Annotated in this window: 24 protein-coding genes, 2 rRNA genes and 1 riboswitch; of the genes, 20 read left to right on the top strand and 6 right to left on the bottom strand. The window is 71.5% G+C overall.

All coding sequences use genetic code 11. The features are described from left to right. From AB0O07_RS10785 to AB0O07_RS10730, 12 genes are all read left to right on the top strand, one after another. A 23S ribosomal RNA gene (locus AB0O07_RS10785) occupies positions 1 to 200 on the top strand; the annotation flags it as partial. Positions 201 to 279: 79 nt separating this feature from the next. Continuing rightward, positions 280 to 396 (top strand): 5S ribosomal RNA (rrf, locus tag AB0O07_RS10780). Between the two features lie 142 nt (positions 397 to 538). Continuing rightward, on the top strand, positions 539 to 1147 hold the full coding sequence (locus AB0O07_RS10775) for a CDP-alcohol phosphatidyltransferase family protein (protein WP_365630217.1): 609 nt from the start codon (positions 539 to 541) through the stop codon (positions 1145 to 1147). A 112-nt stretch (positions 1148 to 1259) separates the two neighbouring features. After that, a complete protein-coding gene (locus AB0O07_RS10770) occupies positions 1260 to 3755 on the top strand; it encodes a mannose-1-phosphate guanyltransferase (RefSeq protein WP_365630214.1) in 2496 nt (831 codons plus the stop codon). A 121-nt stretch (positions 3756 to 3876) separates the two neighbouring features. Further along, positions 3877 to 4809, top strand: a complete 933-nt coding sequence (locus tag AB0O07_RS10765) for a DUF881 domain-containing protein (protein ID WP_365630211.1) — start codon at positions 3877 to 3879, stop codon at positions 4807 to 4809. After that, the gene (locus AB0O07_RS10760; protein WP_365630208.1) at positions 4806 to 5138 is read left to right on the top strand and encodes a small basic family protein; all 333 of its coding nucleotides are present in this window, start codon (positions 4806 to 4808) and stop codon (positions 5136 to 5138) included. Before AB0O07_RS10765 ends, AB0O07_RS10760 begins: the two co-directional genes overlap by 4 nt. A gap of 5 nt (positions 5139 to 5143) precedes the next feature. Then, the gene (locus AB0O07_RS10755; protein ID WP_365630205.1) at positions 5144 to 6049 is read left to right on the top strand and encodes a DUF881 domain-containing protein; all 906 of its coding nucleotides are present in this window, start codon (positions 5144 to 5146) and stop codon (positions 6047 to 6049) included. Between the two features lie 82 nt (positions 6050 to 6131). Then, positions 6132 to 7007: an FHA domain-containing protein gene (locus AB0O07_RS10750; protein ID WP_365630398.1), complete on the top strand. Its 876-nt coding sequence runs from the start codon at positions 6132 to 6134 to the stop codon at positions 7005 to 7007. A 50-nt stretch (positions 7008 to 7057) separates the two neighbouring features. Then, positions 7058 to 7804, top strand: coding sequence for a MerR family transcriptional regulator (locus tag AB0O07_RS10745; RefSeq protein ID WP_365630202.1), 747 nt, complete (start codon positions 7058 to 7060; stop codon positions 7802 to 7804). A 53-nt stretch (positions 7805 to 7857) separates the two neighbouring features. Continuing rightward, on the top strand, positions 7858 to 8331 hold the full coding sequence (locus tag AB0O07_RS10740) for a bifunctional nuclease family protein (protein WP_024493232.1): 474 nt from the start codon (positions 7858 to 7860) through the stop codon (positions 8329 to 8331). A 259-nt stretch (positions 8332 to 8590) separates the two neighbouring features. Beyond that, positions 8591 to 9082, top strand: coding sequence for a MerR family transcriptional regulator (locus AB0O07_RS10735; RefSeq protein WP_365630395.1), 492 nt, complete (start codon positions 8591 to 8593; stop codon positions 9080 to 9082). A gap of 125 nt (positions 9083 to 9207) precedes the next feature. Continuing rightward, entirely contained in the window at positions 9208 to 10791 is a 1584-nt protein-coding gene (locus AB0O07_RS10730) for a DNA polymerase IV (RefSeq protein WP_365630199.1), read from the top strand. Here the strand turns inward: AB0O07_RS10730 and AB0O07_RS10725 are convergent. Continuing rightward, complete coding sequence (locus AB0O07_RS10725; protein WP_365630196.1) at positions 10686 to 11084, bottom strand: PRC-barrel domain-containing protein; 399 nt, start codon at positions 11082 to 11084, stop codon at positions 10686 to 10688. The genes AB0O07_RS10730 and AB0O07_RS10725 overlap by 106 nt on opposite strands. Positions 11085 to 11197: 113 nt before the next feature. Further along, a riboswitch (glycine riboswitch) is annotated at positions 11198 to 11295 on the top strand. 181 nt (positions 11296 to 11476) lie between these two features. On the opposite strand from AB0O07_RS10725, the gene gcvP reads away from it, so the two are divergent. Continuing rightward, positions 11477 to 14362, top strand: coding sequence for an aminomethyl-transferring glycine dehydrogenase (gene gcvP, locus AB0O07_RS10720; protein WP_365630193.1), 2886 nt, complete (start codon positions 11477 to 11479; stop codon positions 14360 to 14362). Positions 14363 to 14532: 170 nt separating this feature from the next. On the opposite strand, the gene AB0O07_RS10715 is transcribed toward gcvP, so the two are convergent. Together AB0O07_RS10715 and AB0O07_RS10710 are read right to left on the bottom strand one after the other, a co-directional pair. Further along, entirely contained in the window at positions 14533 to 14739 is a 207-nt protein-coding gene (locus AB0O07_RS10715; protein WP_365630392.1) for a DUF5999 family protein, read from the bottom strand. Between the two features lie 311 nt (positions 14740 to 15050). Then, a complete protein-coding gene (locus AB0O07_RS10710; RefSeq protein WP_365630190.1) occupies positions 15051 to 15668 on the bottom strand; it encodes a hypothetical protein in 618 nt (205 codons plus the stop codon). Between the two features lie 547 nt (positions 15669 to 16215). On the opposite strand from AB0O07_RS10710, the gene AB0O07_RS10705 reads away from it, so the two are divergent. Further along, positions 16216 to 17769: a glutamate--cysteine ligase gene (locus AB0O07_RS10705; RefSeq protein WP_365630187.1), complete on the top strand. Its 1554-nt coding sequence runs from the start codon at positions 16216 to 16218 to the stop codon at positions 17767 to 17769. A 79-nt stretch (positions 17770 to 17848) separates the two neighbouring features. On the opposite strand, the gene AB0O07_RS10700 is transcribed toward AB0O07_RS10705, so the two are convergent. Continuing rightward, entirely contained in the window at positions 17849 to 19693 is a 1845-nt protein-coding gene (locus AB0O07_RS10700) for a substrate-binding domain-containing protein (protein ID WP_365630184.1), read from the bottom strand. Positions 19694 to 19963: 270 nt separating this feature from the next. Here AB0O07_RS10700 and AB0O07_RS10695 point away from each other — a divergent pair, with 270 nt between their 5' ends. Then, on the top strand, positions 19964 to 20701 hold the full coding sequence (locus AB0O07_RS10695; RefSeq protein WP_365630181.1) for a type II CAAX endopeptidase family protein: 738 nt from the start codon (positions 19964 to 19966) through the stop codon (positions 20699 to 20701). A 44-nt stretch (positions 20702 to 20745) separates the two neighbouring features. Here the strand turns inward: AB0O07_RS10695 and AB0O07_RS10690 are convergent, their stop codons facing one another. Beyond that, a complete protein-coding gene (locus AB0O07_RS10690; protein ID WP_365630178.1) occupies positions 20746 to 21612 on the bottom strand; it encodes a PhzF family phenazine biosynthesis protein in 867 nt (288 codons plus the stop codon). Between the two features lie 114 nt (positions 21613 to 21726). On the opposite strand from AB0O07_RS10690, the gene AB0O07_RS10685 reads away from it, so the two are divergent. The 5 genes from AB0O07_RS10685 to AB0O07_RS10665 all read left to right on the top strand — a co-directional run bounded on the left by AB0O07_RS10685 (position 21727) and on the right by AB0O07_RS10665 (position 25886). Then, on the top strand, positions 21727 to 22485 hold the full coding sequence (locus tag AB0O07_RS10685; protein WP_365630175.1) for a hypothetical protein: 759 nt from the start codon (positions 21727 to 21729) through the stop codon (positions 22483 to 22485). Between the two features lie 174 nt (positions 22486 to 22659). Further along, positions 22660 to 23355: a HEAT repeat domain-containing protein gene (locus tag AB0O07_RS10680; protein ID WP_365630389.1), complete on the top strand. Its 696-nt coding sequence runs from the start codon at positions 22660 to 22662 to the stop codon at positions 23353 to 23355. A gap of 6 nt (positions 23356 to 23361) precedes the next feature. Beyond that, positions 23362 to 24375 carry a HEAT repeat domain-containing protein gene (locus AB0O07_RS10675; RefSeq protein ID WP_365630172.1) on the top strand — a complete coding sequence of 338 codons (1014 nt, stop codon included), beginning with the start codon at positions 23362 to 23364 and terminating at the stop codon, positions 24373 to 24375. 24 nt (positions 24376 to 24399) lie between these two features. Further along, the gene (locus AB0O07_RS10670; RefSeq protein ID WP_365630169.1) at positions 24400 to 25212 is read left to right on the top strand and encodes a class I SAM-dependent methyltransferase; all 813 of its coding nucleotides are present in this window, start codon (positions 24400 to 24402) and stop codon (positions 25210 to 25212) included. A 479-nt stretch (positions 25213 to 25691) separates the two neighbouring features. After that, positions 25692 to 25886, top strand: a complete 195-nt coding sequence (locus tag AB0O07_RS10665; protein ID WP_365630167.1) for a hypothetical protein — start codon at positions 25692 to 25694, stop codon at positions 25884 to 25886. Positions 25887 to 26115: 229 nt separating this feature from the next. Here AB0O07_RS10665 and AB0O07_RS10660 read toward each other — a convergent pair whose 3' ends face one another. Beyond that, positions 26116 to 26895 carry a class I SAM-dependent methyltransferase gene (locus tag AB0O07_RS10660; protein WP_365630164.1) on the bottom strand — a complete coding sequence of 260 codons (780 nt, stop codon included), beginning with the start codon at positions 26893 to 26895 and terminating at the stop codon, positions 26116 to 26118. Positions 26896 to 26899: the final 4 nt, after the last annotated feature.

The raw sequence follows: 26899 nt of genomic DNA, 5'->3' as shown, positions 1-26899 counted from the left end.
TGCCAAGGGCATGGCTGGTTGGCTACGTTCGGAAAGGATAACCGCTGAAAGCATCTAAGCGGGAAGCCTGCTTCGAGATGAGGGCTCCCACCCCCATGAGGGGTTAAGGCTCCCAGGAGACTACTGGGTTGATAGGCCAGGTGTGGAAGACCGGTAACGGTTGGAGCTGACTGGTACTAATAGGCCGAGGGCTTGTCCTCAGTTGCTCGCGTCCACTGTGTTGGTTCTGAAGGAACGAACAACCGTGATTACACCGGTGTTTTGTTATCTTCATAGTGTTTCGGTGGTCATTGCGTGAGGGAAACGCCCGGTTACATTCCGAACCCGGAAGCTAAGCCTTACAGCGCCGATGGTACTGCAGGGGGGACCCTGTGGGAGAGTAGGACGCCGCCGAACAATCATTGTGGGAATGCCCCGTACCACAGTTACTGACTGTGGTACGGGGCATTTCCGCGTTCCGGACCCCCTGCCGGAACCGCCCTGTCCTGGAGGTAAGGTCAGGAGGCATCGTCGGCTCGTTCTCACAGGAGGCCCCCGGGTGGAGGTCCAGGAGACCCGCGTCCAGACGGACCGGGTGCTCACCATCCCCAACATCCTCAGCATGGCCCGCCTCGTCGGCGTACCGCTCTTCCTGTGGCTGATTCTGCGTCCGGAGTTCGGCGGCCCCAACAGCGACGGCTGGGCCTTGCTGGTGCTGATGCTGAGCGGCGTCAGCGACTATCTCGACGGAAAGCTCGCCCGCCGCTGGAACCAGATCAGCAGTCTCGGACGGCTCCTCGACCCGGCCGCCGACCGGCTCTACATCCTTTCCACCCTGGTTGGCCTCACCTGGCGCGAGATTCTGCCACTGTGGCTCACCGCCGCTCTATTGGCCCGTGAGCTGATGCTTCTGGTGATGGTGGGAATCCTCCGCAGGCACGGCTACCCGCCTCCCCAGGTGAACTTCCTCGGCAAGGCGGCTACCTTCAACTTGATGTATGCCTTCCCGCTGCTGCTCCTCAGTGACGGAAGCGGATGGCTCGCGTCACTCGCCGAAATTTTCGGATGGGCGTTCGCCGTGTGGGGTACAACTCTGTATTGGTGGGCAGGAGTGCTGTATGTGGTCCAGGTCCGCCGGCTCGTCAAGGCGGACACCGTGGCCGATTGAGCTCGTCGATGCGGGGCCGTGCAATGTCGCCGGCCCGCGCCTGACGCCATGGGGCCTCGTTCCACACGGGTGAAGTCGGCGAGACCGTCTCTTCAAGGAGGACGCTTCCGACATGAAGGCCGTCGTGATGGCCGGTGGCGAAGGCACTCGGCTTCGTCCCATGACCTCAAGCATGCCCAAGCCGCTCCTGCCGGTCGTGAACCGGCCGATCATGGAGCATGTGCTGCGGCTGCTCAAGCGCCATGGGCTCAGCGAGACCGTCGTGACCGTGCAATTCCTCGCCTCCCTCGTCAAGAACTACTTCGGCGACGGAGAAGAGCTGGGCATGGAGCTCACCTATGCGAACGAGGAGAAGCCGCTCGGCACCGCGGGGAGCGTGAAGAACGCCGAGGAAGCACTCAAGGACGATGCGTTCCTCGTCATTTCCGGTGACGCCCTCACCGATTTCGACCTCACCGACCTCATCTCCTTCCACAAGGAAAAAGGCGCACTCGTGACGGTGTGCCTGACCCGGGTGCCGAATCCGCTGGAATTCGGGATCACGATCGTGGACGAAGGCGGAAAGGTCGAACGCTTTCTGGAGAAGCCCACCTGGGGCCAGGTCTTCTCCGACACCGTGAACACCGGTATTTACGTCATGGAGCCCGAAGTCTTCGACTATGTCGAGGCCGACGTCTCCGTCGACTGGTCCGGCGATGTCTTCCCGCAGCTCATGAAGGAAGGCAAGCCGATCTACGGCTATATCGCCGAAGGGTACTGGGAGGACGTCGGCACCCACGAGAGTTACGTCAAGGCCCAGGCCGATGTCCTCGAAGGCAAGGTCGACGTCGAGATCGACGGCTTCGAGATCTCCCCGGGCGTCTGGGTCGCCGAAGGCGCCGAGGTCCATCCCGACGCCGTCCTGCGCGGCCCCCTGTACATCGGCGACTACGCTAAGGTCGAGGCCGACGTCGAACTGCGGGAGCACACCGTCATCGGCTCCAACGTCGTCGTGAAGACCGGCGCCTTTCTCCACAAGGCCGTTGTCCACGACAACGTCTACATCGGCCAGCACAGCAATCTGCGCGGCTGCGTGATCGGCAAGAACACCGACATCATGCGGGCCGCCCGGGTCGAGGACGGCGCGGTCATCGGCGACGAGTGCCTCGTCGGCGAGGAATCGATCATCCAGGGCAATGTGCGGGTCTACCCGTTCAAGACCATCGAGGCCGGCGCCTTCGTCAACACCTCGGTCATCTGGGAGTCCCGTGGACAGGCGAACCTCTTCGGGGCCCGCGGTGTCTCCGGCATCCTGAACGTCGAGATCACGCCAGAAGTGGTGGTCCGGCTGGCGGGTGCCTACGCGACCACGCTGAAGAAGGGCGCCACCGTCACCACGGCGCGTGACCACTCCCGGGGGGCCAGGGCGCTCAAACGGGCGGTGATCTCCTCGCTCCAGTCCAGCGCCATCGACGTGCGCGACCTGGAGAACGTACCGCTGCCCGTGGCCCGCCAGCAGACGGCCCGGGGGAGCGCGGGCGGCATCATGATCCGGACCTCGCCCGGCGTGCCCGACTCCGTCGACATCATGTTCTTCGACGAGCGGGGCGCCGACCTCTCCCAGGCGGGACAGCGCAAACTGGACCGGGTCTACGCCCGCCAGGAGTACCGGCGGGCCTTCCCCGGCGAGATCGGGGACCTGCACTTCCCGGCCAGCGTCTTCGACTCGTACACCGGCACCCTGCTCCGTAACGTCGACACCTCCGGGATCTCCGAGGCCGGGCTCAAGGTGGTCGTGGACGCCTCCAACGGCAGTGCCGGGCTCGTACTGCCCAGCCTGCTCGGCCGGCTCGGGGTCGACGCGCTCACCATCAACCCGGGGCTCGACGAGTCCCGGCCCACCGAGACGGCCGAATCCCGCCGCTCCGGGCTGGTCAGGCTCGGCGAGATCGTGGCCTCCGCGCGCGCCGCGTTCGGCGTGCGGTTCGACCCCGTCGGCGAGCGGCTCTCCCTGGTCGACGAGCGGGGCCGCATCATCGAGGACGACCGGGCCCTGCTGGTCCTGCTCGACCTGGTCGCCGCCGAGCGGCGCAGCGGGCGCGTGGCGCTCCCGGTCACCACCACACGTATCGCCGAGCAGGTCGCCGCCTACCACGGCACCCGCGTGGAGTGGACCACCACCTCGCCCGACGACCTGACCCGGGTCGGCCGCGAGGAGTCCACGATCTTCGGCGGGGACGGCAAGGGCGCCTTCATCGTGCCGGAGTTCAGCAGCGTCCTCGACGGTACGGCGGCCTTCGTACGCCTCATCGGACTGGTGGCCCGCACCCAGCTCACCCTGAGCCAGATCGACGCCCGGATCCCCCGTGCGCACGTCCTGCGCCGCGATCTGGCGACCCCGTGGGCCGTCAAGGGGCTGGTGATGCGGAGCGTCGTGGAGGCGGCCGGTGAGCGCCAGGTGGACACCACCGACGGGGTGCGGGTGGTCGAGGCCGATGGACGCTGGGTGATGGTGCTGCCCGACCCGGCGGAGGCCGTCACCCATCTGTGGGCGGAGGGTCCTGACGACGCGTCGGCCCAGGCGCTGCTCGACGAATGGTCCACCGTGGTGGACAGCGCAGGTCATTAGGGGCGGTCCGGGACGCTTCGCGGGCGTTCCCGGGACGGGCCGGACGGTGTGATCGGGCACCGTCCGGCACCTCGGTGGGGCCATTCGGCGGTAGCGGTCGCGACGTGCGACGATGTGCGGCATGCCGCAGCAGCCCCCCGTCCGGAGCACCGCTTCTCCGCCCGCGCGTCCCGACGCGTCGATGTCGCTGCTGAACAATGTGATGGACCACGGCCTCGACGAGGGGTACGCGGAGGCCGCCGCCCGCAGAGAGGGCGAGGACCGGGGGCTGCCGCGCACCCTCAAGGCCAAACTGGGGCTCGCCGCCGGGCTGGCGCTGGCCGCGCTGGTCGTCACTGTCGGTGCCGCCCAGGCGCGTATCTCGGCCCCCGTGGTGGCCAAGGAGCGCGAGGAGCTGATCAACCGGATCGACTCCGAGACCGCCACCGCCGACGGTCTCGCCGGTACGGTCGAGCGGCTCCGCAAGGAGGTCGGTGACCGCCAGCGCGCCGCCCTGCGCTCCCAGGGCGGCGACCACGGCGAGCTGGTGGCCCTGCTGGCCGGTGCGACGCCCGTCGACGGGCCCGGGGTGAAACTGGTCGTGGACGACGCCAAGGACGCCTCCACGGGAGGCGGCGGCGGGCCCCGCGAGAGCAGCGGCTTCTCCGATACGGGGCGGGTGCGCGACCGCGACATGCAACGGGTCGTCAACGGCCTGTGGGAGTCGGGCGCCGAGGCGATCGCCATCAACGACCAGCGGCTCACCTCGCTGTCGGCGATCCGGGCCGCCGGGGACGCCATACTGGTCGACAACAGGCCACTCGTGCCGCCGTACACGGTGCTCGCGGTGGGGGACGGAAAGAAGCTGAGCACCAGGTTCCAGAACAGCGCCGATGGCCGGTATCTCCACTCCTTGCAGGAGAACTTCTCCATCCGCACCAGCATTTCGGTCCAGCGGGACGTGCGCCTCCCTGCCGCGCCCAGCCTGATCGTACGTACAGCAGAGCCGGAGACCGCCGACGCCGGCAAGGGCGGCGGACAGGAAGCGGCAGACATGGGGAAGGGCACATCGTGATCGCCGTACTGGGCCTCGTCGTGGGAGTCGTGGCCGGACTCCTGGTCCGGCCCGAGGTGCCGGCCGTGGTCGAGCCGTACCTCCCGATCGCCGTCGTCGCCGCTCTGGACGCGGTCTTCGGCGGGCTGCGGGCCATGCTCGACGGGATCTTCGTGGACAAGGTCTTCGTGGTCTCCTTCCTGTCGAACGTGGTGGTCGCCGCGTTGATCGTCTTCCTCGGCGACAAGCTGGGCGTGGGCGCGCAGTTGTCCACCGGCGTGGTGGTCGTCTTCGGTATCCGGATCTTCTCCAACGCCGCCGCGATCCGCCGGCACGTCTTCCGGGCGTGACACCCATGAGCGACGAGAACCGCGAGAACCACGAGAAGCCGCGCGACTCCGGGCCCGAGCGGGCGCGGAGCGTCCCCGGGCCCGAGCTGCCCGCCGAGGCCCGACCGCGCGAGGAGACCCCCGAGGCGGCGCCCCAGGAGCCCCACGGGGCCGGGGGGACCCCGGAAGGGGCGGCGCCGGCGGCACAAGAGCTCACCGGGCGCCAGCGGTTGGCGGCGGGGCTCTGGCCGCCCCGGGTGACGCGGGCTCAGCTCATCGTGGCCGTACTGCTGTTCGGACTCGGGCTGGGGCTCGCCATCCAGGTCAGGTCGAACAACGACGACAGCGCGCTGCGCGGCGCCCGCCAGGAGGACCTGGTGCGGATCCTGGACGAGCTGGACAACCGGACGCAGCGCCTGGAGGACGAGAAGCAGCGTCTGGAGGCCCAGCGCACCGAGCTGGAGACCAGCTCGGACCAGGCGGAGGAAGCGCGCAGGCAGACCAGGGAAAAGGCGCAGCAGCTCGGCATCCTGGCCGGTACGGTGGCCGCCGAGGGGCCCGGTATCACGCTGACGATCACGGACATGAGCGGCACGGTCGCGCCGGACATGCTCCTCGACACGATCCAGGAGCTGCGCGCGGCCGGCGCGGAGGCCATTCAGATCAACGATGTCCGTGTCGTCGCCCATACTTACTTCTCCGGCGGCGGAGGTGAGGTACGGGTGGACGGCAAGGCGGTGTCCGCGCCGTACGTCCTGAAGGTGATCGGCAAGCCGCAGGATCTGGAGCCCGCCCTCAACATTCCGGGCGGGGTGGTGCAGACACTGGAGAAGGAGCAGGCCACGGCCACGGTGGCACGGGCTGAGAAGATCATTGTGAATGCCTTGCGGCCTGCGAAGCGGCCTGACTACGCTCGGTCGTCATCGCAGTGAGGCAAGGGCGCATGCGAGCCGCCGCACGGGGGCATGAGGTTGCGGGGGGTCGGCGCACGAAGAGTGCGGTGAGTGGTGGAAACTGTCCGGTGGTCACGGACGTTGTCAAGATGTCCGGGTCGGCAGGTGTGTTCATTCAGGGTTCGTCCTGCCCCACGGGCGGGTCTGTTTCGGTCAAGGGGAATCGCCCGTGAAGTTGTTTGGGAAGTTGTTCGGCAAGAGCGCACGCGAGGACGGCGGGGGCAACTCGCGTCGGCGCGCGGGGCGTGACGGCGGGAGCGAGGAGCGTCCGCTCTTCCGCGACCAGGTGGGCGGCGAGGCCTCCGGCGCGCCGTCTGTTGACCCTGCCGGTCCCGGCCGCATAGGTTTCGGGGAATCATCGGCCCCTGAGGGGCGGTCGGGGCAGGAGGATCCCTCCATGGCGGGTTTGCCTGTGTGTACGAGGTGCGGGCACCGCAATGCGGAGGCCAGCCGGTTCTGCTCCAACTGCGGGGCGCCCCTGCGGGGCGGAGTCCCGCCGGAGCGCGCCTCGGAGACGACCTCGACGATCTCGATCTCGGGTCTGGAGGCGTACGACTCCGAGGTGACGGGGCAGACGGCGCTCCCCTCGCTCACCCCGGAGGCCCAGGCGGCGGTCGACGCGCTGCCGGTCGGCTCGGCGCTCCTGGTGGTGCGGCGCGGTCCCAACTCGGGCAGCCGCTTCCTGCTGGACAGCGAGCTGACCACGGCGGGCCGGCACCCGGAGAGCGACATCTTCCTGGACGACGTGACCGTGTCGCGGCGCCATGTGGAGTTCCGCAGGGGCGCCGACGGTCACTTCACCGTCTCGGACGTCGGCAGTCTCAACGGTACGTACGTCAACCGTGAGCCGGTCGACTCGGTCCTGCTGGCCAACGGCGACGAGGTCCAGATCGGGAAGTACCGGATGGTCTTCTACGCCTCGCCGCGGGGCGTGTGACACCAGAGGGGCGTGCGACCAGGGCGCGCTCCGGCCGCTGAGGAAGGTCCATGCCGCGTACACCGACGGGCGGTGCCGGATCCGGCACCGCCCCCACCGGGGCCCCGCTGATGTCCATCGGGGCGGTCCTCGGCAGGCTGCGGGAGGAGTTTCCCGAGGTCTCCATCTCCAAGATCCGGTTTCTGGAGGCCGAGGGGCTCGTTGTTCCTGGCAGGACCCCCTCGGGGTACCGGAAATTCAGCGTGGAGGACCTTGAGCGGCTCGCTCGCGTCCTGCGGATGCAGCGGGACCACTATCTGCCACTGAAGGTCATCAAGGGCCACCTGGACGCCCTGGAGCGCGGTGAGGACGTATCCCTGCCCGGATCCCGGCGGACCCCGCCCGGCGGAGCCGGCGCCCGGGACGGCCGGGAGCCCGGTCCGGTCACCGCGCCCCGGATCGGCCGCGAGGAGCTGCTCGCCGCGGCCGGGGCGGAGGCGGAGGCGCTGGCCGCGTGGGAGGCGTACGGCCTGATCGTGCCGTTGCCGGACGGCGGGTACGACGCGGAGGCGGTGACGGTGGCGAAACTCGTCTCGGAACTGGGTGGTTTCGGCCTGGAACCGCGCCATCTGCGCGTCATGAAGGCGGCGGCCGAGCGGGAGGCCGGAGTGGTCGAGCAGGTCGTCGCGCCGCTGCGGCGCCACCGTAATCCGCAGACCAGAGCCCATGCGGAGGCGACCACCCAGGAGCTTTCCGACCTCTTCGCGCGGCTCCACGCCGCCCTGCTCAGGAGTGCTCTGGGAGCCGCTCCGCACTGATCATGGGGGAGTCCGACTACCCAAACCTGCCGGGCACGTCCTAGGGTTGCTGTGTGAACGAGCTCGACGTTGTGGGTGTCCGGGTGGAAATGCCCTCCAACCAACCGATCGTGCTCCTGCGTGAAGTGGGAGGCGACCGGTTCCTCCCCATTTGGATCGGACCGGGGGAGGCGACCGCCATCGCCTTCGCCCAGCAGGGCATGGCCCCGGCCCGGCCGCTGACCCATGACCTCTTCAAGGACGTGCTGGAGGCGGTGGGACAGGAGCTCACCGAGGTCCGGATCACCGATCTGCGCGAAGGGGTCTTCTACGCGGAGCTGGTCTTCGCGAGCGGGGTCGAGGTGAGCGCGAGGCCGAGCGACGCCATAGCGCTCGCCCTGCGCACGGGCACGCCGATCTACGGCAGTGACGGGGTTCTGGACGATGCCGGTATCGCCATCCCGGACGAGCAGGAGGACGAGGTGGAGAAGTTCCGCGAATTCCTCGACCAGATCTCTCCGGAGGACTTCGGGACCAACAGCCAGTGAGCGACGGCGGCCGCCGCGCCGGGCCCCGCCGACGCATTCGGTGAGCCTTTCCCCGAAAAGGGACACGCGAAACCACACTCAGGGTGATTATCACTCGGCGTGGCGAGTGTGGCGATCGTTGACGCACCCCGGGTGACTGCCTACCTTCGACAAGGCAGGTCAAGGACGGAGGGTCGGCGTGAGAAGCAGCGGCGACGGTACGGCGGCGGGCGGTCCGTATCCGCTTCACACCAGCGCGACCGGCCTCGGGGCGGAGACGGTGGGATACCGGGGACCCACGGCGTGCGCGGCGGCGGGCATCACGTACCGCCAGTTGGACTACTGGGCACGGACCGGGCTGGTCGAGCCGAGCGTACGGCCGGCGTACGGGTCGGGGACACAGCGGCTCTACAGCTTCCGGGACGTGGTCGTCCTCAAGATCGTGAAGCGGTTCCTGGACACCGGGGTCGCGCTCCAGAACATCCGGACGACGGTCCAGCACCTGCGTGACCGCGGCTTCCGCGACCTGGACCGGATGACGCTGATGAGCGACGGCGCCACCGTCCACGAGTGCTCCTCGCCCGACGAGGTCGTCTCGCTGCTCCAGGGCGGCCAGGGGGTCTTCGGTATCGCCGTCGGCGTGGTGTGGCGGGATGTCGAGGCCGCCCTCTCCCAGCTCCACGGGGAGCGGATCGACACCGGCGAGACCCTGATCGGGAACAACCCGGCCGACGAACTGGCCGCCCGCAGACGCCGCGACCGGGCCGGCTGAGCAGGACGTACGAAGGACCGGCAAAGGGCCGGCGGAGGACCGGCGGGGCCCGCGAACAGGAGGTTCGCGGGCCCCGCTGTCGCGTCCGGGGCCGATTGTCAGTGGCGTGAGGCAGCATCGGTGGGGTGAGAACCGCGCCGACCGTCCTCCACCTGGACATGGATGCCTTCTTCGCCGCTGCCGAGCAGGCGGCGAAGCCGAGCCTGCGCGGGAAACCGGTGGTCGTCGGCGGTCTCGGGCCCCGTGGCGTGGTCTCGACCGCCTCCTACGAGGCCCGGCGCTTCGGGGTGCACTCGGCGATGCCGATGGCCCAGGCCCGCAGGCTCGCGCCCAACGCCGCGTATCTCATCCCCCGCTTCACCCTCTACCGCGCGGTCAGCGAGCAGGTCATGGAGCTGCTGCGGAGGCTCTCGCCGCTGGTCGAGCCGTTGAGCCTGGACGAGGCGTTCGTGGACCTGGAGGCGGGCGCCGCCATCGACACGGCCTCGGCGCGGGCGGTGGGCGAGCGGCTGCGCCGTGACATCAGGGCGCTGACCGGGCTCAGCGGCTCGGTGGGGCTCGCCGGTTCCAAGATGCTGGCGAAGATCGGCTCGGAGCGGGCCAAGCCGGACGGCCTGGTCCTGATCGAGCCCGGCACGGAGCGCGAGCTGCTGGGGCCGCTGACGGTGCGGACCCTGCCCGGGGTGGGGCCGGCGACCGGCGAGCATCTGCGGCGGGCCGGGATGACCACGGTCGCCGAGCTGGCCGAGGCGGGCGAGGACGAGCTGGTCCGGCTGGTCGGCAAGGCCCATGGGGCCGCGCTGTACCGGATGGCGCTGGGCCATGACGAGCGGCCCGTGGTCGCCGAGCGCGAGACCAAGTCGGTGTCGGTCGAGGACACCTTCGACACCGACCTCCACGACCGGGTACGGGTGCGGACGGAGGTGGACCGGCTCGCGGAGCGGTGTGTGCGGCGGCTGCGGGAGGCCGGGCACTCCGGGCGCACCGTCGTCCTCAAGGTGCGCCGGTACGACTTCTCCACCCTGACCCGTTCGGAGACGCTCAGAGGCCCCACGGACGACCCTGTGGTGGTGCGGGAGGCGGTCGGCCGGCTGCTGGAGTCCGTGGACACCACGGGCGGCGTACGGCTGCTCGGGGTGGGCGTGAGCGGGCTCGCCGACTACACGCAGGAGGACCTGTTCGCGCAGGCGGCGGCCGAGGAGCGGGCCGCGAGGGAGGCCGCGGGCGGGGACGGCGGCCGGACGGACGGCCCGGCGCCGGGGGAGGCGGTACGGGGCGCGGCGGACGGGGGCGCGGCGGGGACCGTACGGGACGGCCTGCCCGGGTCTCCGGAGCCCGTGGCGGCGCCCGCGGAGCGGCGGTTCCCGGCCGGGCACGATGTGCGGCACGCCGAGTTCGGGGCGGGCTGGGTGCAGGGCAGCGGGGTACGGCGGGTCACCGTACGGTTCGAGGAGCCCGGATCCGCGCCCGGCCGGGTACGGACGTTCTGGGCCGACGACCCCGCGCTGGAGCTCTCCGAGCCGCTGCCCCTGGTGCCCCCGGTCGCCGAGGCGGCGATGCCACGCCACGGGGACGGGGAACACCAGGGGCGTCCGGGCGCGGATCAGTCGTCGTGCCCCGCCAGCCGTCCGAAGTCGCGCTCGGCGTCCCGGTCGGAGAAGGCCGCCGGGTCCTCCGGCGACTCCGGATCCGGGAGGGCGAGGCCGTAGTGGTGGTAGAGCTGGAGCTCCTGGTCGGGCGAGAGATGGCGGCCGACACCGAAGTCCGGGGCGTCCTTGATCAACGCGCGCTCGAACGGGACCCGGAGTCCCTCCGGGGCGAGTGTGCTGGGGGCGAGCGGGACGAAGGCGTCCCGGCTGAAGAGTCCGGTACGGACGGCCGCCCATTCGGGCGTACCGGTGGCGTCGTCGAGATAGACCTCGTCGACCGTGCCGAACTTACGGCCGTCACGGTCGTACGCTTTGCGTCCTATCAGGCTGCGCGGATCGGTTTCGGTTTCCACGTTCCCTCCAACGGGTCGCAACTGCTCGTACACGCTACGAAAGGGCAGAACGCGGGCGACGGCCACTCGAAACTTGTCCGGAACACCCCGCTGGTAGGCTTGCCAGCGGCTGTTGACCCCGTGCGGGAGAGTTCTCCGGCAAGCCCGCCGGAGGCGCCGAAGGAGCAAATCCTCCCCGGAATCTCTCAGGCCCCCGTACCGCGCGGACGAGGTCACTCTGGAAAGCAGGGCGGACGCCGGACCATGCGGCGGCCGCTCTCACCGACGGTGAAAGCCGGTCCCCCGCACGGGCCGGTGAAGCTCTCAGGTCGAGATGACAGAGGGGGAGGCCCGTTCCGGGCACCCGCGCCTAGGTGCCCCCGCAGGTCGTGACAGACCAGGAGGCCTCCGCAATGAACGCCCACCGCACCCCGCTCGCCCATCTGGAGCGCGGCATCCCCTTCGAGCAGCGCCACATCGGCCCCGACACGGGCGCGCAGGCCAAGATGCTCGCGCAGGTCGGCTACGGCTCGCTGGACGAGCTGACCGACGCCGCCGTGCCCGACGCGATCAGGAGCGCCGAGCGGCTGAGCCTCCCCGGCGCCCGTACCGAGGCCGAGGTCCTCGCCGAGCTGCGCTCGCTCGCCGACCGCAACCAGGTCCTCACCCCGATGATCGGCCTCGGCTACTACGGCACCTTCACCCCGCCGGTGATCCTCCGCAATGTCCTGGAGAACCCGGCCTGGTACACCGCGTACACGCCCTACCAGCCCGAGATCTCCCAGGGCCGGCTGGAGGCCCTGCTCAACTTCCAGACCGTCGTCGCCGAGCTGACCGGGCTGCCCACCTCCGGCGCCTCGCTGCTCGACGAGTCCACCGCCGCCGCCGAGGCCATGGCGCTCTCCCGGCGCGTCGGCAAGGTCAAGGACGGTGTCTTCCTGGTCGACGCCGACACCCTGCCCCAGACGGTCGCCGTGATCCGCACCCGCGCCGAACCGACCGGTGTCGAGGTCGTCGTCGCCGACCTGAGCGAGGCCATCCCCGCGGAGATCGCCGAGCGCGGTGTCTTCGGGGTGCTGCTCTCCTACCCGGGTGCCTCCGGGGCGGTACGGGACCTCAGGCCCGTGATCGAGCAGGCCAGGGAGCTCGGCGCGGTCGTCACCGTCGCGGCCGATCTGCTCGCCCTCACGCTGCTCACGCCCCCCGGCGAGCTGGGCGCCGACATCGCCGTCGGCACCAGCCAGCGCTTCGGTGTCCCCATGGGGTTCGGCGGACCGCACGCCGGATACCTGGCCGTACGCGAGAAGTTCGCCCGCAGCCTGCCCGGGCGGCTCGTCGGGGTCTCCGTGGACGCCGACGGGAACAAGGCGTACCGGCTCGCCCTCCAGACCCGTGAGCAGCACATCCGCCGCGAGAAGGCCACCAGCAACATCTGCACCGCGCAGGTGCTCCTCGCCGTCATGGCCGGCATGTACGCCGTCTACCACGGCCCCGAGGGGCTGCGGGCCATCGCCCGGCGCACCCACCGGTACGCGGCGGTGCTCGCCGCCGGGCTGCGGGCGGGCGGGGTGGAGACCGTGCACGGCGCCTACTTCGACACGCTGACCGTCCGGGTGCCGGGCCGGGCCGCCGAGGTGGTGGCCGCCGCGCGCGAGGGCGGGGTCAACCTCCACCAGGCCGACGCCGACCATGTCTCGGTGGCCTGCGACGAGACCACCGGGCGCGCCCATCTCACCGCCGTGTGGACGGCCTTCGGGGTCCAGGGCGACATCGAGGCGCTGGACGCGGCCACCGACGACGCGCTCCCCGCCGGGCTGCTGCGCACCGACGGCTACCTCACCCACCCGGTCTTCCACGAGCACCGCTCGGAGACCGCGATGCTCCGCTACCTGCGCCGGCTCGCGGACCGGGACTACGCGCTGGACCGGGGGATGATCCCGCTCGGCTCCTGCACGATGAAGCTCAACGCGACGACCGAGATGGAGCCGGTCACCTGGCCCGAGTTCGGGGCGCTGCACCCCTTCGCCCCGGCCGAGCAGGCGAGCGGCTATCTCACGCTCATCCGTGAACTGGAGGAGCGGCTCGCCGAGGTGACCGGGTACGACGCGGTCTCGCTCCAGCCCAACGCCGGTTCCCAGGGCGAGCTGGCCGGGCTGCTCGCCGTCCGGGCCTACCACCGGGCCAACGGCGACACCGGGCGCACCGTCTGCCTCATCCCGTCCTCCGCGCACGGCACGAACGCGGCGAGCGCGGTCATGGCCGGGATGCGGGTCGTGGTCGTCAGGACCGGCGAGGACGGCGATGTCGACATCGAGGACCTGCACGCCAAGATCGAGCGGTACGGCGCGGAACTGGCCGTCCTGATGGTCACCTACCCGTCCACGCACGGGGTGTTCGAGGAGCACATCGGTGACATCTGCGCTGCCGTGCACGACGCGGGCGGCCAGGTGTACGTGGACGGCGCCAACCTGAACGCGCTGGTGGGGCTGGCGAAGCCGGGCCGGTTCGGCTCCGATGTCTCGCACCTCAACCTGCACAAGACCTTCTGCATCCCGCACGGCGGCGGCGGCCCCGGCGTCGGCCCCGTCGGCGTACGGGCCCACCTCGCCCCGTATCTCCCCAACCACCCGCTCCAGCCGGCCGCCGGGCCCGCGACAGGGGTCGGGCCGATCTCGGCGGCGCCGTGGGGCTCGGCCGGGATCCTGCCGATCTCCTGGGCGTACGTACGGCTGATGGGCGGCGAGGGGCTGAAGCGGGCCACGCAGGTCGCGGTGCTCGCCGCCAACTACATCGCCAAGCGTCTCGAACCGCACTACCCGGTGCTCTACACCGGCCCCAACGGGCTGGTGGCGCACGAGTGCATCATCGATCTGCGCCCGCTCTCCAAGGCGACCGGGGTCAGCGTCGACGACATCGCCAAGCGGCTGATCGACTACGGCTTCCACGCGCCGACGATGTCGTTCCCGGTGGCGGGCACCCTGATGATCGAGCCCACCGAGAGCGAGGATCTGCGCGAGATCGACCGCTTCTGCGCGGCGATGATCGCGATCCGGGGCGAGGTCGAGCGGGTCGCGTCGGGTGAGTGGCCGGCGGACGACAATCCGCTGCGCAACGCCCCGCACACGGCCGCCGCGCTCGCCGGGGAGTGGGAGCACGCGTACAGCCGCGCCGAGGCGGTCTTCCCCGCCGGGGTGCCGGCCGCGGACAAGTACTGGCCGCCGGTCCGCCGGATCGACGGCGCCTTCGGCGACCGCAACCTGGTCTGCTCGTGCCCGCCGGTGGACGCGTACGACCACTGACGCGCACGAGGGCGTACGGCACCGGGCGTACGGGGCGTACCAGGTGTACGCGGAGTGCGGGACGCGCGGGGTCGTACGTCGGGGCCGGTACGGAGTGTGTGCTCCGGCCGGCCCCTGGTTCTCTCGCGGCGGCTCGCCCGGGTGCGCGGGCCGCCGGGCGTGCCGGGCTCTCAGGCGGCCGCGGCCACCTGCTCGGCGCGGAGCGGCCGGTGCGGGGCGATGATCTTCCCGTCGGGCAGCAGTTCGCCGGTGTCCTCGAAGAGGAGCACGCCGTTGCACAGCAGGCTCCACCCCTGCTCCGGGTGGTGGGCGATCAGCCGGGCGGCGTCGCGCTCGGCGGAGTCGGCGGGCGGGCAGGGTGGCTGGTGCTGGCACATGGTCGGATTCTTTCGCTGGGTCGTCGTCAGTGTCCTGCGGCTCGATGTGGTGGTCATGGCCGCCTCCCCCCGTATCGGTCCGGTCCCTACTGGTCCGGTCCGGACCAGTACCAGTCTTGCCCCACGGACGGTCGTCCGCAGGTATTTCCGGGCAGCGCTTCCTTCTGCTTAAGGACGTGTCACCCGCCCGGACGGTTCAGCTCAACTGGACTGTCTTTCCGGATGGTTCGGGGGGACCTGAGGGGACTACCCGAGATGGGCAGCACGGCGCCCCGCGCCGGCCGGGGCGCGGGGCACAGGGGACGACCGGATCAGGCGGGGGTACGGAGCAGGGGCGTGGCGGGGGTGAGCCGTACGTCGATCACCGGCAGCAACTCGGCGGCCAGGTGGGGACGGTGGGCGGCGAAACCCGGTGGCGCGGGGGCGAGCGGGATCAGGATGTCGGCCGGCGCGGGTGCGCCCGACGCGGGGTCGGCCGCCGTGTCGCCGTGCAGCCAGAGCATGAGCATGTACAGCTCGGGCACGGAGAGCAGACGGGGCTGGTGGAACGTGGTCAGGGACTCGGCCTGGCGCAGCGCCCGCTCCGTGGAGGGCAGATAGGGGCCCTCGAAGAAGCGGGAGAAGGCCCAGCCGTCGGCGGTGAGCATCGTGTCCGCGGCGGCCACGGCGCGCTCGCCGTTGCGGATCAGGAAGCGCCAGCCGGTGAGTCTGGTGCGTGGCGCGCGGTTCGTCAGTGCCGTGCGGTCCTCCGGGGCGACGGGGGTGAGTGCGTCCAACTCATGGACGGGGAGCGGGAGTTCGGGGCTCAGCGGTCCCTGGACGGACTGTAGGGCCGGGGTGCGGGCATCGCGCACGGCGGTGGGGGAACCGAGTGCCGCGAGAACGCTGCGCAGGGCGGGCGCCGGGGCCGGGGGTACATGCAGCGGCATGGTGGGTTGCCTCTCATTCAGGAGACAGGGTGACGCGTGAAAAGGAACGCGGGCGGGTGCGACGTCGCTGTCGGCGTGCGGGGTCAGAGGTGGGCCACCGGGTCTCAGGACCTGGGGTGAGCATCGGTCCTGCGGCCGGGCGCCGACTCTCCGCCTCGTGGGCAGAGTTTATACGACGCGTGTTCACGCCATGTTTCCGCTAGCTGTACCAGGTATTGCCGTCAAGGCACTATTAAGTCCCTCTCTCACGCGCTTTCCGTGGATAAAAGGTGAAGAGACCGTCTCTGGCCTGGGATGATTCCCCGGGCGGGGTCGGCCGAAAATAGTCGGCGTTTTGGCTGCCGGTTCGGGCAGTGGAAACAAGAATCCACGCCCTGTCACCCCGTTTATGCCGAGTGAATGTGCCGGAAGCCTCGGTGGGCGGGGTCACCACCCTACCGGGCGCCCGGGGTGCGCGGAGGCGTTACGGATCACTCCGCGTGGGCATTATCGATCGTGATGCGAGCGCCCCCCGGCGCCGGACACCCAGTCGAGGAGGGACACTCCGATGGGGGAGAAGGTCGAAGCAGGCAGTTCCGACCTGTCCGATCGGCAGAAATACCGCAGGAAGCTCCAGCAGTGCCTGACGGTGCTGGAGCGGCTGCTGGCGGAGGGGAGGTTCGACCGCCCCAAGAACCTGATCGGGCTGGAGATCGAGCTCAATCTGGTCGGCTCCGACGGCATGCCGCGCATGATGAATGCGGAGGTGCTCAGGCGTATCGCGAGCGGTGATTTCCAGACCGAACTCGGAATGTTCAACCTGGAAGTGAACGTGGCCCCGCACCGGCTGGGCGGCCGCGTTCTCGACCAGCTCGCCGAGGAACTCCGTACCGGCCTCGGATATGCGCACCGCAAAGCGAGCGAGGTCGACGCGGGCATCGTGATGATCGGAATTCTGCCGACCCTCACCCAGCAGGACGTGGTCTCCGCGAACATTTCCGAGGTCGACCGCTACGCGCTTCTCAACGACCAGATGCTGGCGGCCCGCGGCGAGGATTTCACCCTCGACATCGACGGCGTGGAACACCTGACGTGCACGGCCGCCTCCATCGCCCCGGCCGCCGCCTGCACCTCCGTACAACTCCATCTCCAGGTGACCCCCGAGCGCTTTCCCGATGTGTGGAACGCGGCCCAGTCGGTGGCGTCCGTGCAGGTGGCACTGGGTGCCAACGCGCCCTTCCTGTTCGGCCGGGAGCTGTGGCGCGAGTCCCGGCCGCCCCTCTTCGAGCAGGCCATCGACACCCGGCCGCCGGAGCTGAAGGCCCAGGGGGTGCGCCCCCGGACCTGGTTCGGGGAACGCTGGACCGCCTCCGCGTACGACCTCTTCGAGGAGAACCTGCGGTACTTCCCCGCGCTGCTGCCGATCTGCGACGACGAGGACCCCATGCGGGTGCTCGACGCCGGCGGGATGCCCGAACTCCCCGAACTGGCCCTGCACAACGGGACCGTCTACCTCTGGAACCGGCCGGTGTACTCGGTCGCCGACGGCGCCCCGCATCTGCGGGTGGAGAACCGGGTGCTGCCCGCCGGGCCCACGGTCACCGACGTCGTCGCGAACGCCGCCTTCTACTACGGCCTGGTCCGGGCCCTCGCCGAGGAGGCGCGCCCCGTCTGGACCCGGCTGCCCTTCGAGGACGCCGCCCGGAACTTCGAGGAGGCCTGCCGCCACGGCATCGAAGCGGAGCTGCGCTGGCCGCGTCCGGGCCGTAATGGCGGTATCACCACCGTGCCGGCGGTCAAGCTCGTACGGGACGAACTGCTGCCGCTCGCCGCGGCCGGGCTCGACGCCTGGCAGGTCGCCCCGGCCGACCGGGACTTCTACCTCGGGGTGATCGAGGAGCGGTGCAAGCGCCGGGTGAACGGGGCCTCCTGGCAGGTGGAGACGTACCACCGGGCGCTGGAGGCCGGCCTGGAGCGAGAGGCGGCGCTCGCGGCCACCACCCGCCGCTACGCCGAGCTGATGCACACCGGCGAGCCGGTCCACACCTGGCCCACCGGGTTCCCCGCGCCCTCGGGGAGACGGCGCCCGGACCCCGGACCGTTCGCCACCGGGACGGGGTGAGGGGGCGTCAGGAGCGTCAGGGACGTCAGGTCGGCGCGTACGTACGGGGCCGGGGGCGGCTCCGTACGTACGGTTGCGGTCAGGGGCGGGCCGCCGTGGTGGCCGCCGCGGATTCGGTCGCCGAGAGCATGATCGCGCGCAGGATCACGGAGTGGATCTCCGCCGGGTCGCTCACCTCGTACCCCGCGCCCCCGGTGGCCCGCGCGATCGCGTCGATCTCCTTGCGGTCCGCGTCGGGCCCCACCGCGACCCCGATCAGCGCCACCGGACGCGCCGGGTCCACCAGCTTTCTCAGCCGCTCGACCAGCTCGCGGCGGGAGATGCCGTCGTCGTCCTTGTCGGCGCCGTCGGTGAGGATGACCAGCGCGTTGAACTTCCCGGGCACGTACCCCGCCCGCGCCTCCTGATAGGCGGCGAGCGTCGTGTCGTACAGCCCCGTGTCCCCGCCCGGGACCGGCTTCAGCGCGGTGAAGGCGTCCGAGAGCCGCTCGCGGTGGGTGCCGCCGTCCGGCGCCGCGGCGCCGAGCCGCGCCGTCTTCTCCAGCTTGCGGTAGTCCTTGGCGCCGTCCAGCCGGGTGCTGAACTCCCAGAGCCCGATCTCGTCATCGGCGGTGAACTGCGCCAGGACCCGGAGCAGCGACGCCTTCGTGACATCCATCCTGCTCTGCCCGCCGCGCCCCGGAACCGGTTCCTCCATCGAGCCGGAGGCGTCCACCACCGTCGTCAGCCGGGTGGAGCGCACCGACGTCGTCCAGAGCCCCAGGGCCTCCTCCACGGCCTCCGTGGACGGCGGGCGGGCGTCCTCCCGCGCGTACGGCTGGGGCGCCCTGCCGCCCGCCGTGACCAGCACATCGGCCGGGACGGGGACATCGGCGACCCGGAAACCGTGCTCGGCCAGGGTGCGGTACGAACTCTCCTCGCTGAGCAGCGCCATGAACCGCATGGCGGCGCGGCCCTCGTCCGTGGTCATCCCGGTCTGGTCGACCAGGCTGTACGGGTAGTCGAGCGCGGGCGTGCCGTCGGTGGGGTAGAAGAGTTCCAGCCGGGGCGCGTCGCCGCGCGCCGAGTTGTGCCGGAACGCGGCCTGCTCGGAGAGGAGCAGCACCTGATTGCGCCGGGGGTCGGCCGCCCCCGTGCCCTCGTCGTCCTGTGCCAGGCTCTCCAGCACCCGCGTGTCCGACTCCGAGACCCGCTGGGCGAGCAGCTTGGCGGTGGCGGCGGCCCGGGTGCCGCCGGGCCCGCCGGCTCCGTCGGACCTGTCGGCGGGTTGCGCGCTCTGCCGCCGGGACTCCTGCCGCTCCGACTCCGCGATGCCGGCGAGCGCGAGCAGCCCGGTGGCGCTGCGCGCCGGGTCGGCCGCGCCGAGCCGGAGAGTGCCGGCGTTGCCGGTCGCCTCGGCCAGCGCGGCCCAGGTGTACGTCTTCGCCGGCCACCCCAGTTCGCGCGCCGAGGAGGGCAGCGCGGCCAGCGCCAGCGGGGAGAGCGCCACATTGCCGGCCGGGGTCAGCGGCACACCGTCGCCCGCGCCCTTGGCGCGCTCCACCCAGACGTCCGAGTCCGGCACCCAGATCTGGTACTCGGGCGCGCCGCCCCCGGCCGCGAGCGCCTTCGCGACCTCGGCGTTCTCCCGCGCCGTGACCCGGATGTCGATACAGCGGCCGTCGGAGGTGACATGGTCCCGGCGGGCCCGGTCGGCGACATCGCGCAGGGCGGGCGCGATATCGGGGGAGGCGACGAGATCCAGCCGTACCGGGGTGTTCTCACAGGCGCTCCCCGAGGAGAGCAGGCCGCTCGCTCCTGCGATCCCGGTCCCCGCGGCCACCGCCGCCACGACCGCCGCGGCGATGGCGACCGTGCGCCGGCGCGGCGGCCGGGCCCTGCGCGCTCCCGCCGGTCGTGCGTCGGGCAAGCTGTGACGTCCCATGACGGTGACGCCCCTCCTTCGTGAAGGGTGAACAAGGGCTGGCAGAGTGGACGGGCCCGGAGGACCAGGGCCGGTCGCCGGACGGTGCCGGTCTCCCGGCCTGTCGCGCGCGATCTTCGTACCTGCTTTCGAGACCCTAGCGGCACCGTGACGGGCATGAGGCGCGAATAGTGAACTAGTCAACTGGAGGCCGGGGTGCAGGACGAGGCGGGGCGCGGGGCGGGGCGCGGGGACGGCTCGTACGCTCAAGAGGCCGTTTCCACACGGACGTTGCGGCACGAGACGGTGCTCGTGCTGGCGCTCTCGCTGGGGGCGAGCGGGGTGTCCGCGCTCATCAGCTTCATCGGCGCGCTGACCCGGCCCGAGGCGCTGAGCCAACAGGCCGCCCGGCTCAACGCCTCGGCGGCGCCGGGCCGTCCTTGGCTGGATCTCGCCTGGCAGCTCTTCGGGATCACCACCGCGCTGGTGCCGGTCGCCCTCGTCGCGCATCTGCTGCTGCGCGAGGGCAGCGGGCTGCGGGAACTCGGCTTCGACGGCCGCCGGCCCTGGTCCGACCTGGGGCGCGGCACGCTGGTGGCGGCCGGGATCGGGAGTTGCGGGCTCGCCTTCTACCTGGCGATGCAGGCGGGCGGGTTCAATCTGACGGTCCAGCCGGAGTCGCTGCCCCCGGTGTGGTGGAAGTTCCCGGTGCTGATCCTCTCCGCGGTGCAGAACTCCGTCCTGGAGGAGGTCATCGTCGTCGGCTATCTGCTGCGCAGGCTGGGGCAGTTCGGCTGGTCGCCGCTGGCCGCGCTGGCGGCGAGTTCGGTGCTGCGCGGCTCGTACCACCTGTACCAGGGCATCGGCGGGTTCATCGGCAACATGGTGATGGGCGTGGTGTTCGTGCTGCTCTACCGGCGGTGGGGGCGGGTCGGTCCGCTGGTGGTCGCCCACGCGCTGCTCGACATCGGGGCGTTCGTGGGGTACGCGCTGCTGGCGGGGCAGGTGTCCTGGCTGCCGACGGTGTGACGGCGCCGCGCCGCGCCGGGCCGCGCCGCGCCGTACCGCACCCGTCACGGAGCGGTGAGCAGCTCGCCGTCGATGACGGTCACGGCCCGGCCGGAGAGCAGCGTACGGCCGCCGCGGAGCGCCGTGCGGACCAGGCCGGTGCGCGCGGACGCCTGGAGGCCGGTCAGCTCCGTACGGCCCAGGCGCGCCGACCAGAACGGGGCGAGCACGGTGTGCGCGCTGCCGGTCACCGGGTCCTCGTCGATCCCGACGCCGGGGAAGAACCCGCGCGAGACGAAGTCGTAACCGCCGTCCGGGTCCTCGGCGGCGGCCGTGACGATGACGCCCCGGCCGGAGAGGCCCTGGCCGGAGAGGCCCTTGAGCGCGGCGAAGTCCGGGGCGAGGCTCCGTACGGTCCGCTCGTCGGCGACCTCCACCAGCAGGTCGCCCACGTCCGCCGAGGTGTCGTGCACGGAGACGGGCTCGGTGCCGAGGGCGGTGGTGAGCGACGCGTTGAGCGGGGTGGCGATGCCTTCGGGGCCGGAGAGAGCGAGCGGGGTCAGCGGGGAGGTGGGGAAGTCCAGGGTGATCGAACCGTCCTCGTGCGCCTCGGCGCCGAGCACCCCGGGCCGGGCGGCGAAGCGCAGGGCGCCGCCCGCCCGCCCGGTGGAGTGGAGCACGTGGGCGGTGGCGAGGGTGGCGTGACCGCACATCCCCACCTCGGTGAGCGGGGTGAACCACCGCAGCGCCCAGTCGGCGTCGCCGCCGGGCGGCAGAGGATGGGCGAAGGCGGTCTCGGAGAGGTTCACCTCGGCGGCGACCGCCTGGAGCCAGCCGTCGTCGGGGAAGGCGCCGGACTCCAGGAGGAGGACTCCGGCGGGGTTGCCGGTGAAGGGGCGGTCGGCGAAGGCATCGACGATTCGGATACGCATGGGGCGAGCGTAGGAGGGGTACGGAACCGCCGCCCATGGCCAATCGGGGGCAGGCGGACTGGAATTCCGGCCGGGAACCGGACACCCTGTCTGTGACCTCGGGGGAGTGGACGTATGGATGCGGTGTCCTTGGTGTCGGCGGTCGTCGCTGTGTGCAGCGCCGCGCTGGCCGGGTTCTTCGGGTACTGGCAGCAGCGTCGGCTGCGCTCCTGGGAGCAGCGCGACTACATGGACCGGTACGGGGCCTCGCTGGCCTGGGCCGCGTTCGACTTGCAGACCCGGCTCTTCAACATCCTGCGCGGCCATGTCCTCGACAACGATCCCGACCGTGGTGACGGCTATATGACGTCGTTTCTCACCCGGGGCACCGAGCGCGAGGCGGCGTTCGCGCGGCGCAGTACGGTCTTCGTGCTCGCCGAGTACCTGGGGTGGGTGGAGATCCTGCGGCGGGATGTCCAGTTTCTCGACTTGGGCGGGAACCGTCTCAACACCCGGGTCATGCTCCAGCTCTCCCGGATAGGCGCGATTCTGGCCAGGATCGACGCGGTGAGCAACGAATTACGGCTCTTCCGGGGCCAGCAGCGGGCGATCGGCGAGCTGATGGTCCATCCGGAGGGCGAGCCGGGGCGGCGGCGCTGTCTGGGGTTCGCGGAGTTCTGCGCGAAGCTGGACGACGACGCGGCCTTCGCCCTGTGGTTCTCCGACCTGCTGGCGGACGTGGACCGGCTCGCCGGGGACACCGCCCCGGCCGTGCCGAGGCTGGGGGAGTTGCAGACGGAGCTGGTCGCGCTGATCGACCTGCTGGACCCGCAGGAGGCCCGCTTCCCGCAGTTCCGGCTCGCCTTCGGCCGGGGCGGTCTGCCGCCCGGCTGAGGGGGGCTGGGCAGGGGCCGTGGTTGACCTTGACACGGTGGCAAGGACTTCAGTGGGGCCGAGGAGGTGGTCCTGGTGACTTCGGAGCAGGACGGCGCGGAATCGACGGGCGCGAGTCCGGTGGGCGCGGGCGCGATGGGCGCGATGGGCGTGAGCCCGGTGGGCGTGAGTGCGATGCGCGCGGACATGGCGCGGGTGGTTCAGGGACTGGAGCACGGGAGCGCGACGGTACGGCTGCGGGCGGCGCTGGCGGTCGGTACGGCTCCGGATCCGGGATATGTCGACGCGCTGGTCGCGCGGTGCGGGGCCGAGCCGGATTTCTCCGTACGCGAGATGCTGACGTGGGCGCTCACCCGGCACGCGCCGTCGGTGACGGTTCCGAGGCTTGTCGGGGAACTCCGTTCGGAGGGGGCGCGGGCGCGGAGCCAGGCGCTGCACACCCTGTCCAAGATCGGGGACCGGAGCGCGTGGCCCGCGCTGACGCGGGCGCTGCTGACCGACGCCGACGAGGAGGTGGCGCGGAGCGCCTGGCGGGCGGCGGTCGTTCTCGTACCGGAGGATGAGCCCGTACCGGACGATGCGGAGGACGGCGGAGGCGGGAGAGCGGAGCTGGCCCGGGTGCTGGCGACGCAGCTCGGGCGCGGTGGGCGTGAGACGGCGTTGAGTCTCAGCCGGGCGCTGATCGCGCTGGGGGAGGCGAGCGCGCCGGTCCTGCGCGCGGCCTCGGCGGCCCCCGATCCCCGCGTACGGGACCATGCGAGCGCCACCGAGCGGCTGCGGCGCGATCCGGACGCCGGGTTCGGGTGGGCGGTCGAGGAGGCGAAACGGGTCGCGGTCCTCGGTACGGCGGCGGGCCGGGAGGAGGGATGACGGGGCGTGCTCATCGGTGAGGTGGCGCGGCGGTCCGGGGTGAGCGCCCGGATGCTCCGGCATTACGAGTCGCTCGGCCTGGTACGGCCGACGGGCCGCAGCGGCGCCGGGTACCGGGAGTACGCGGGCGAGGACATCCGGCGCATCCTCCATATCGAGTCCCTGCGGTCGCTGGGGCTGTCGCTGCGGGAGGTCGGGCGGGCGCTGGACGATCCCGGGTTCAGCCCGGCGGAGCTCGTCGACGACCTCGCCCGGAAGACGCGGGAGCGTATCGCGCGGGAGACGGAGCTGCTCACGCGGCTGCGCCGGATCGACGCGGCGGAACCCGCCGACTGGTCGGATGTCCTGCGGACCGTCGCGCTGCTCAGGGCGCTCGGGTCGGAGAGCGCGGGGACGCGCCAGCGCGCCGCCCTGTCGGCGGCGGAGGGGGCGCCGGGACCGGTGGAGGCCCTGGTGGAGGCGGTGTTGGGGGAGCGGGACCCGCATGTCGCCGGGGCCCTCAGATGGGCTCTGGCGCGGGCGGGCGAGCGCGCGCTGCCGCTGCTCGCCGAGGGGCTGGGCGCGTCGGAGGCCGAGGCGCGGAAGCGGGCCGTCCATGCCGTCGCGGAGTTTCCGGACGCGGCGGCGACCGCGCTGCTGCGGGAGGCTCTGGACGGTCCCGACCCGGTGGTACGGGGGTACGCGGCGCTGGCGCTCGGGGTGCGCGGGGTGCCCGGCGCGGTACCGGCACTGGTCGACCTGGTCGTCGGCGGGGCGCATGACGTCGAGGCGGCCGACGCGCTGAGCGCGCTGGCGGGCGATCCGGCGGTGGCGGACCGGATCGCGGCCGGGCTCGTGGCGCGCCTGGGGAGCGGGGGCGCCGTCGACGCGTCGGCGCGCCGACGGCTGACCCAGGCGCTCGCGGACATTCCGGGCCCCGTGGCGGCGGGGGCGCTGGCGGAGCTGGCACGGGACGAGGACCGTGCGGTGGCGCTCACAGCGACGTATCTGCTAGGGATGCGCGGGACCCGGCGTACCTGACGGCACCCGAGGAGAGGACCCCGTATGAGCGACGAGGCGTTGTCGGACGAGGCGTTGTTGGCGGAACAGGCGGCCTACTACCGCGCCGGGGCGGCGGCGTACGACCGGCCCTACGCGGAACAGGCGGCCCTCCAGGAGCTGCTGACCGTCGTCGACGACCTGCCGATCACCGGGGACGTGCTGGAACTGGCCTGCGGGACGGGCCAGTGGACGCCGAGGCTCGCGGCGCGGGCGCGTTCGGTGACGGCCGTCGACGCGTCGGCCGAGGTGCTGGACATCGCGCGGGCGCGCGTCGCGTCGGCCGGTGGGGCGCCCGGGGCGCCGGGGGTGCCGGGGGCTTCGGGGGCGCGCGGGGCACCCGGGGTGCCTGCCGCTGTGCCGCCCGGGCCGTCGTCGCCCGTGCCACCGGGGGCGTCCGCCCCCGTACCGCCGCCCGCGTCGGCCGCCGTCCATTTCCTCCAGGCCGACCTGTTCCGGTGGCAGCCGCCGCGCCGCTACGACACGGTGTTCTTCGCCTTCTGGCTCTCCCATGTCCCGCCGGCCCGGCTGCCGGACTTCTGGCGCAGGGTCGCCGGCGCGCTCGTGCCGGGCGGCAGGGCCGTCTTCGTCGACGACGGTCCCGCCGTGGCGGCGGACGAGGAACTCCTCACGGACCAGCCGGCCCCGGCGGCGCTGCGCCGGCTCGACGACGGCAGCCGGTACCGCGTCGTGAAGGTCTTCCACGACGCCAGGACCCTGACAGGTGAGCTGACGGCGCTGGGGTGGTCGGCCCGTATCCGCACCACGGCAGGGCACTTCGTCGGCGTCGCCGAACCGCCGTCGTCCGCGTCCGGGTGAGGGGCCTCCGCCCCAGGGCTCAGTACTTGTTTCTGAACCATTTTTCAGCAGGTCAAAGGGTGTCAGTCCGAAATGGGTGCTTTGGGAAAGCGTTCGGGGAACGGTCACGGTGACCGTTCCCCGAACGGGAACAACTGAGGCTGGCTCGATGGGCACGAGACCGGTAGCGGATTCCGGGAAGACCGGCAGCCTGATCACGCGGGCTGCGCCCCTGCGGCCTCGGCGCTCCTGCTGTGGAACAGGCGATGGTGCCAGTCGGCAGATGGGAAGCGCCACCTTGCGGGGGATGCCGTAGTTCCCTGCGGTATCGACGCAATCGTCGACCTCTCCCCGGGAAGCTGCGATACACGCCCCCAGGGCATCTTGTGTCGCGACTCCCAGCTGCGCCAGGCGCGCCCACCAAAGAATGAATCATGACGTTGCAGAGTGCTTGCGACGTCAATAGGGGTGTCGCTTAAGCACTATCAGGAAGGACAGCTATGCGCCTGCGCAGCATCCTCGTCGCTACCGCCCTTGCCGCGGCTTCTCTCAGCGTTGCCGTCGGCGGCACTGCCGCCGCAGACGACAACCCTCAGATCATCGCCGTATTCACGCCGCCCCCCATCTGTACCGTTCAGAACGGCTCCAGCATGGTCGCACTCATCAACCCGTCAGGCGCGGGCGATCTCTGCTGATCGCGCGCGACGATCAGATGTGATGCTGATCGCCGACGACAGGGTTTGACGACAGATAGGGCCTGATCCCGGCCCGCCGCCCGGAGCTGCCATCGCACAGTCCGTAGGTCCGGGCGGCGGGAACGGAAACGGGCTGTGTTCGTGCCGTTCTCCGGCCCGTCCGGTGACCTTGGACACCATGCCGGCGAGAACGCAAGAGCGGTCAGAACCGGGGATCGCAAACAGCTTCTCAGGGGCGGAGCGCCATGAGGAGGTCGGCCACGTAGGTCTCCTCGACCTCCCCGCCGGGGAAGAGCGCGCCGAGCCGCGCGCGTTCCGCCACGAAGAACGCGTGGCGGGCGGGCTCTTCGAGGATGAGGAAGGCCGAGCGGGTGCCCAGGTTGGCGAGGTGCGTGTCCAGCGGGACGGTGCGGCTCCAGCGCAGTTGGCGGCGGGCGGCCCGGAGCCCGGTCAGCCCCGCGAGCCGGACGGCCTCGCTGTCCGAGGGGCGCACCGGGGAGCGTGGCTCCACCCCGCAGTGGCGTGCGGCGCGCTCGTGCTGCTCGCGGATCCACGGCACGTCGAAGGCCGTGGTGTTCCACCAGATCGCCAGCGCCCCGCCCGCCCGCAGGACGCGCAGCGCCTCCGGGACGGAGCGGCCGGGGTCGGTCCACTGCCAGGACTGCGCGTACGTGACGAGGTCGACGGAGGCCCCGGCGAGCGGCAGGGCGTTGCCGTCGCCCCGTACGACCGGCACCTCCGGGAGCGCCCGGCGGAACGCGGCGGCCATGGCCTCGCCGGGCTCGACGCCGACCACCTCGGCCCCGCGCGCCCGCAGCAGCGCACTGGCGATGCCGGTCCCCGCCCCGACATCGGCGACCCGGGCACCCGCCAGAGGGCGGCCGGTGAACTCCTCGACGGAGCCGAAGAGCGCGGGCGGGTAGCCGGGGCGGCTCGCCGCGTACCGCGTGGCGGCCGTGTCGAAGGACCGGGCGCGGGAGTGGGAGTGGGCGCGGGAGTGGGCGGACATACGG

The organism is Streptomyces sp. NPDC093085 (genome assembly GCF_040683935.1).
Lineage (GTDB): Bacteria > Actinomycetota > Actinomycetes > Streptomycetales > Streptomycetaceae > Streptomyces.
Note: the sequence above shows the minus strand (reverse complement) of the source record. Positions and strands in the feature narration are given on the sequence as shown.

What these genes read in the sequence shown, in the direction of transcription:
- AB0O07_RS10770 (WP_365630214.1), top strand. Translation starts at nt 1,260, where the DNA reads ATGAAGGCCGTCGTGATGGCCGGTGGCGAAGGCACTCGGCTTCGTCCC.
- gcvP (WP_365630193.1), top strand. Translation starts at nt 11,477, where the DNA reads ATGAACGCCCACCGCACCCCGCTCGCCCATCTGGAGCGCGGCATCCCC.
- AB0O07_RS10700 (WP_365630184.1), bottom strand. Translation starts at nt 19,693, where the DNA reads ATGGGACGTCACAGCTTGCCCGACGCACGACCGGCGGGAGCGCGCAGG.
- AB0O07_RS10665 (WP_365630167.1), top strand. Translation starts at nt 25,692, where the DNA reads ATGCGCCTGCGCAGCATCCTCGTCGCTACCGCCCTTGCCGCGGCTTCT.
- AB0O07_RS10710 (WP_365630190.1), bottom strand. Translation starts at nt 15,668, where the DNA reads ATGCCGCTGCATGTACCCCCGGCCCCGGCGCCCGCCCTGCGCAGCGTT.
- AB0O07_RS10685 (WP_365630175.1), top strand. Translation starts at nt 21,727, where the DNA reads ATGGATGCGGTGTCCTTGGTGTCGGCGGTCGTCGCTGTGTGCAGCGCC.
- AB0O07_RS10670 (WP_365630169.1), top strand. Translation starts at nt 24,400, where the DNA reads ATGAGCGACGAGGCGTTGTCGGACGAGGCGTTGTTGGCGGAACAGGCG.
- AB0O07_RS10690 (WP_365630178.1), bottom strand. Translation starts at nt 21,612, where the DNA reads ATGCGTATCCGAATCGTCGATGCCTTCGCCGACCGCCCCTTCACCGGC.
- AB0O07_RS10755 (WP_365630205.1), top strand. Translation starts at nt 5,144, where the DNA reads ATGAGCGACGAGAACCGCGAGAACCACGAGAAGCCGCGCGACTCCGGG.
- AB0O07_RS10745 (WP_365630202.1), top strand. Translation starts at nt 7,058, where the DNA reads ATGCCGCGTACACCGACGGGCGGTGCCGGATCCGGCACCGCCCCCACC.
- AB0O07_RS10680 (WP_365630389.1), top strand. Translation starts at nt 22,660, where the DNA reads ATGCGCGCGGACATGGCGCGGGTGGTTCAGGGACTGGAGCACGGGAGC.
- AB0O07_RS10715 (WP_365630392.1), bottom strand. Translation starts at nt 14,739, where the DNA reads ATGTGCCAGCACCAGCCACCCTGCCCGCCCGCCGACTCCGCCGAGCGC.
- AB0O07_RS10660 (WP_365630164.1), bottom strand. Translation starts at nt 26,895, where the DNA reads ATGTCCGCCCACTCCCGCGCCCACTCCCACTCCCGCGCCCGGTCCTTC.
- AB0O07_RS10705 (WP_365630187.1), top strand. Translation starts at nt 16,216, where the DNA reads ATGGGGGAGAAGGTCGAAGCAGGCAGTTCCGACCTGTCCGATCGGCAG.
- AB0O07_RS10765 (WP_365630211.1), top strand. Translation starts at nt 3,877, where the DNA reads ATGCCGCAGCAGCCCCCCGTCCGGAGCACCGCTTCTCCGCCCGCGCGT.